At 60.3% G+C, this 2,332-nt stretch carries 2 protein-coding genes; both read right to left on the reverse strand.

Annotated elements, in window-relative coordinates; genetic code table 11:
• Positions 1-51 precede the first annotated feature (51 nt).
• The gene (locus ACODTJ_RS29060) at positions 52-624 is read right to left on the reverse strand and encodes a recombinase family protein (protein WP_488851688.1); all 573 of its coding nucleotides are present in this window, start codon (positions 622-624) and stop codon (positions 52-54) included.
• Between the two features lie 123 nt (positions 625-747).
• Positions 748-1,227 carry a recombinase family protein gene (locus tag ACODTJ_RS29065; RefSeq protein ID WP_488851690.1) on the reverse strand — a complete coding sequence of 160 codons (480 nt, stop codon included), beginning with the start codon at positions 1,225-1,227 and terminating at the stop codon, positions 748-750.
• Positions 1,228-2,332 lie beyond the last annotated feature (1,105 nt).

A 2,332-nucleotide genomic window follows, 5' to 3' on the forward strand; every position in this document is an offset into this window, starting at 1 on the left:
CCCAACCCTTATTTTAAGGGTGAGACCTGTCCGGGGAATTCGGGGGCCGTTTCACAGCGTGCCTACTACGCGCCCATCCTTGATCGCGCGATCCACCCCGTCGCGGGACCGGGAGCGCAGGGCAACCTGGTGCTCCGTCGCAGCCAGGGTTTTGAACGCAATGTCGACATTGCTCACTTCGCCGCCCTTGAAGACGGTGTGCAACTTGATGCCGAGCTCCTTGAAAGTGTCCCAGGTATTGCCGATCACGCCGAAAGTTCGGCCAACGCGGTCCACGTCTTCGACCACGATAGTGTCGAAAAGCCCGGCTTGAGCATCTTTCATCAATCGCTCGAAATCGGGGCGCACCGCAGTCTCACCAGTGATGCCTTCGTCGGCGTAGAAGTGGGCGATCTCGTCACCGAGATGCCCTTTCGCGTAGGCTGCCGCCCGCTCCTTCTGGCGATCAATCGACAGATTCTCGACCTCTTTCGACCGACGGCAGTAAGCCACTGTGGCGCGCGCCAGCTGCACGCGCCTTGCTCCCCTTCCCGCCTGCAACTCCGCGTTCGCCAGAAAGCGCGGCGAGAACAGGCTGTTGAGCGCGGCACCATTGGCGTTGGCGGTCTGTTTATCGTTCGACATCTTTCGGCCTTTCAACAAGCGAGCGCCATCGCCGCCGCGGCAGCGGCGTGGTCGCTCAAATGCATCGGAAGAGAAGGGCGCGGCTCCGATCACACCGGAGCCGCCAGAGATCGATTGATCGAGCTATTCGGCGGTCAACGCCGCTTCATCTGCCTCGTCCCACCAGTCGCGTCCGATGGTGCAAACCCGGTTGTCCTGCTCCAGGAGGGCCACCGACGCCCAAAGTACTGACCGCGAGAGGGCGATTTCGTTCGCCCCAGAGAGGACCGTGTACAATCGCGTTTCAGTGATCAGCAGCCGCGCCATGATCAGCTGGGTGGCGTTGAAGTTGCGGCCGAAGCGGTCGAGGTCGTCTACGACGACGGCATCGAATTTACCGCGGTAGAGGCCGACCCGCAGCTTGATCAACTCGCTCGCCGGCCGCCCAGTGTCTTCGAAAATCTCGATGGCAGCTTCGGGGAAGTGGGTCTTCACAAACGACAGGCAGCGGCTGCGCTGCCGATCGACCTGCTCGGCGTGCTTGCCCTGGCAGTAGATCGCCACCTTCGCAGGAAGGGGCTTGGGCTCCTTCGGGGGCATGAACGGGTCGGTCAGGTATTCCATGCGCGCGGACATCTGCCGCGCCCCCAGTTCGGGGTCCTTAGAAAAACGTGCGTAACGAGGAACAGGCGGGAGAGGGCGAGCTGACTCACTCAAAATGCAACTCCTCAACACGGGGCAATCCATGGATTGGCGCCCCTGGGATTCCCCACTTAGGTCTATGAATTGCACTTACAAGTCTCTCGTGTTATTTTTCTTGCTTTTTTTGATAACGCGTAAATCGGTCACGTCCTCCGGGTCTATCGGTGACCTGAACGGCCTTGCAGCGTTTGACAGCAGTCGCCGCGCTTCGTTGGCTGCAAGCAGCCTTAGCAACGACTCGATTGGAGTTTCGACAGGCTTTGGGGAGGAATGCATGCGCTTTCTCCAGCAGAGTGGAGCACCCCGGCAAAGCGTGGCGGTTGCAGCTCCGAGCCTGTCCAGGCGAGGAGTTGCGCGACGTGCTTGCTGATGCGGGGGATGCAGAAGTCGCCGTCTCGCTCCTCTGAGCGGCGGGGACAATGCACCATAACTCCCTGTTTCTTGATGGAACGTAAATGAGGCCTGCCTCGCCGGAAGTCTGGGCACTCAGTTGGCATCGCACGCAGCGGAGAAAGGCGCTCTCCGAGCGTCGCCATGCCGGCGGCGGCTGGCTGGTTCGCACCGCGACCACAGCGCGGCGATCAACATTTTGAGCAGGGCGCTGGTCGTCCACGGGCGGGCTAAGCCGATTGATACAGATACGTGGGCATCAGCCCGTGCGTCGTCTCGGAACCGCGGTCGCCAAGGCAGCCTAGCTGCCGAGGTTCCCGTATCCCGGCGTGAGAGGATCACCTCAGATGCCGAATGGCCATTAATTAGGCTGGCTTATCAGCCCTATCCGATCTTTGCGCCTAATCGACCAATCTGAACCGTCGTAGCGTGTCCACGACTTCGCGAAGATGGGCCCAAGATGCTTAGATGGACTGCTGGTTCAGGCGGATGTTTGCCGCCGTTTGCTGCCAGCGCATTGGATTGTGCGAGGCTCGATAGCAGCCCTCATTCCCCATCGAAAAATCTCAAATGAACAGGGGATGCGTATTCCGATGAAGCCGGCCATTGATTCCGAAACGAAGCCGGCCACCTGTTC

It is taken from the genome of Allobosea sp. FG18, from assembly GCF_057809495.1.